This window comes from Methanobrevibacter sp. (assembly GCF_045577275.1).
In the GTDB taxonomy this organism is placed as follows: Archaea; Methanobacteriota; Methanobacteria; order Methanobacteriales; family Methanobacteriaceae; genus Methanobrevibacter.
Genome location: NZ_JAZNIB010000204.1, coordinates 1 through 3,521, shown reverse-complemented (window position 1 = coordinate 3,521; position 3,521 = coordinate 1). Strand labels below are relative to the sequence as shown.

At 35.4% G+C, this 3,521-nt stretch carries 3 protein-coding genes; 2 read left to right on the top strand and 1 reads right to left on the bottom strand.

All coding sequences use genetic code 11. From position 1 onward, the window contains the following. The first annotated feature begins 324 nt into the window (after nt 1–324). Together ACKI67_RS05985 and ACKI67_RS05980 are read left to right on the top strand one after the other, a co-directional pair. Nucleotides 325–1,137: a class I SAM-dependent methyltransferase gene (locus tag ACKI67_RS05985; RefSeq protein ID WP_407462527.1), complete on the top strand. Its 813-nt coding sequence runs from the start codon at nt 325–327 to the stop codon at nt 1,135–1,137. 52 nt (nt 1,138–1,189) lie between these two features. Beyond that, entirely contained in the window at nt 1,190–2,377 is a 1,188-nt protein-coding gene (locus ACKI67_RS05980; RefSeq protein ID WP_407462526.1) for an NAD(P)/FAD-dependent oxidoreductase, read from the top strand. Nucleotides 2,378–2,462: 85 nt separating this feature from the next. Here the strand turns inward: ACKI67_RS05980 and cofG are convergent, their stop codons facing one another. Beyond that, the gene (gene cofG, locus ACKI67_RS05975; RefSeq protein ID WP_407462529.1) at nt 2,463–3,512 is read right to left on the bottom strand and encodes a 7,8-didemethyl-8-hydroxy-5-deazariboflavin synthase subunit CofG; all 1,050 of its coding nucleotides are present in this window, start codon (nt 3,510–3,512) and stop codon (nt 2,463–2,465) included. Nucleotides 3,513–3,521: the final 9 nt, after the last annotated feature.

The following is a 3,521-nucleotide window of genomic DNA, read 5'->3' as shown; positions in this document are numbered from 1 at the left end:
AATATTGATTTTAATAACTTTAATTTATTTTAATGTATTTACATTTATTATTAATTTTGTATTATATAAATGTTTTTAATTTAGTTTGGATTTAGTTTGGATTTAGTTTGGATTTATTTTAATTTGGTTTAATTTAGTTTGATTATTTTTAATGTTTTTTCATTATTTTCATTAAACGGTTGATTTTGTTAAGTTTTTAGGAGATTATTTTGGAGTTATTTGAGTATTTTTAGATAGTTATTTACAAAAATATTTTATTTTATTAAGATAAAGTATAATTATTGAATAAATGCTATGATTTTTTATATTTTTCTTGGTGATTTTTTGAAATGGAAGAAGATTGGAGATATTTTAATAGTGGACAGCAAGTTTGATGAGGGAATTTCAGATAATTTGGAATCCATTGCGGACAGCAAGTTTGATGAGGGAATTTCAGATAATTTGGAATCCATTGCGGCTCGCCATAATGTCAAATCCATCATTAAAATTGATCAGATTGAAGGGCAGAAAAGAGAGCCTACCATAAGTCTTTTATATGGAAATGAGACAGAAACAATTCATAAGGAAAATGGATGTCTCTTTAATCTTGACCTATCTAAAGTGATGTGGGCCAAAGGAAACAACAATGAAAGACTCAGAATTGCCAAATTGGTTGGCAAAGGCGAAACTGTAGTGGATATGTTTGCCGGAATCGGCTATTTTTCCATTCCAATTGGTGTTCATAGCCAAGCAAAGCAAATCTATTCAATTGAAATAAATCCAAATTCCTATCATTTCTTGAAAAATAACATTGAATTGAATAAAATTAATGAAAAGGCCGAATATGACAGGATGGTTCCTATTTTAGGGGATTGTGCTGTAGAGGCTCCTAAATATTCTGCAGATCGGGTATTGATGGGATATGTCAAGACAACCCATCACTTCTTGCGGCCTGCTATGGAATGTGTCAAGGATGGTGGCATAATCCATTATCATGAAACTGTTCCTGATAAGCTAATTGAAACCCGTCCATACGAAAGAGTGAAGCAAGCTGCTTTTGAGTGTGGTGAGAGGGAAGTTGAAGTTTTGAATATTCAAAAGATTAAAAGATATGCTCCTGGTGTAGAGCATATAGTATTGGATGCGAGGATTAAGTAAAAAATTTTTTATAATCATTTGCCATAATTATATTATAGTAGGATGAATTATTATGATTGAGACTGATGTATTGGTAATTGGTGGCGGACCTGCCGGTTCTTCAGCTGCAAGATTTGCAGCTAAAGGCGGAGTAGATGTAATTATTATAGATAAGAAATCTGAAATTGGATTTCCTAAAAGATGTGCTGAAGGGGTTTCAAAAAGGATTTTTGAAAAATTGGACCTTGAAGCGGATCCTCATTGGATTACCAATGAAATTCGTGGTGTAAGATTCGTTGCTCCTGACGGCACTGATGTATGGCTTAGTGAGGACCAAATCGATTTGCCTGATGCAGGTTATGTATTGGAACGTAAGGTCTTTGATAAGCATATGGCAATGGAAGCTGCCAGGGAAGGTGCACAAATTAAAATTAAAACCCAAGCCAAAGGTCTTAAAAGAGAAGAAGATGGAACATTCATTGTTACCTGTGAATCCATGGGTGAAATCTTCGATATCCATGCAAAAATCATAATTGGTGCAGATGGTCCCGAAAGTCATGTGGCTAAATGGGCTGGATTGGATGCATATATCAAGCCTCAGCATATGGTGGCGGGTGTACAGTTCGAAATGTGCAATGTCAAAATGGAAAGGAATGATTATTTGGAGTTCTATTTTGGTAGTGTAGCTCCAGGAGGTTATTTCTGGCTCTTCCCTAAAGGTGGAGATGTTGTAAATGCAGGTCTCGGAATCATTACAAATATGGCAGACAAACCAGCTTATGAATACCTTGTTGATGCTGTAGACAATTGTTATGCAACTCAAGAGGCTCAAGCAGTTGAATTGAATGCAGGCGGAGACCCTGTAGGCGGTCTTGTCAAGGAAATGTACGGTGACAATATCATGCTTTGTGGAGATGCTGCTAGTCAAGTAAATCCACTAACCGGTGGGGGAATAACCAATGGTATGTTAGGTGGCAGATTCGCTGGTGAAGTTGCTGTAGAAGCCATTAAATCAGGGGACTGTTCCAAGAATTTCCTAAAAAAATATGAAAAGTTATACTTGGATGAAATGGGCAGTGAAATGCAAAAATACACTAAAGTCACTGAGTATCTATGGACTTTGGATGATGAAGGAATCAATAAGATAGCTCATAAATTCAAGGAAATGGAATTTGATAAGGTAACCACAAGTGAATTGGTTAAATTGGTTATCAAAGCAGATCCAAAATCACTTTTAAAATTAGGTAGAATCTTTTTATAATCCAGCTTTTACTCGCCTTCGGCTCGTAAAACCTGGACCAAAACTTTTTTTTTTCATTTGTGAGTATTAAAAATAGGAAGTGAGATTAATTGGAGTTAATCTCTTCTTGTGCTCTTTTTGTTTTTTCCAATAAAACTGGATTTTCGATATATTTTTCATTTATGTATTTTTTATATATTGCCAACCTTTCTTTTAATTCGTATCCTGCATCATTAGTCAGCTTTTCCAGTTTGTCAAGAGTTGGCCATGGAGATGAGGGGTTTATATAATCTTCACTAAGCGGGGATACTCCGCCCCAGTCATCAGTACCGCAGAGAAGGAAAATCTGACTGGTTTCATAGTTCAAATTTGGTGGGACCTGAACTGAAACATCCTCATCGAAAAGCAGTTGAGCAGCTGCAACGGTTCTAACCATTTCTAAAAGGCTTGGCTCTTCGTAGTTCTCCATTTCTATTCCCGGACTTACTGTGAAGTTTTGAATGATCACTTCTTGAATGTTACCATACTTGTCACAAATCTCCTTTATTTTTAGCAATGAATCAGCTATTTCTTCTCTTGTTTCGCCGATTCCAATCAATATTCCAGTTGTGTATGCAATATTGAGTTTTCCAGCATTTTCTATAGTTTCAATACGCAATTTAGGATCTTTTCCAGGACTTTTTTCATGTGCTATGGTGTTCATTAATCTATCTGATGAATTTTCAAGCATCATTCCCATTGAGATATTGTATTCCTTTAATCTTTTCATATCTTCATATGAGAAGTTTCCTGCATTTGTATGTGGGAATAACTCTGTTTCCTCAGCAGTCATTTTGCAGATGTCGTAAATGTAATCTACCATGTTTTCATAGCCTAACTTGTCTAATTTTGCCTTTACAGCAGGTTCTGTATCTGCATCTTCACCTATTGTAAACAAGGCTTCCTTACAGCCATATTTTTCAGCTTCCTTTAATGTGGACAAGACTTTCTCTTTCTCCATCAATATGATTGCATCTGGATCATCCGGGCTTTGTTTGAATGCACAGTAGCCGCAGTCATTCCTACATATTTTTGTAAGTGGGATGAACACATTTTTAGAATATGTGACAAAATTGCTTTCTCTTTTTGAATTAGCCAAGCTCATTAGTTCTAGAATGTCTTCTTT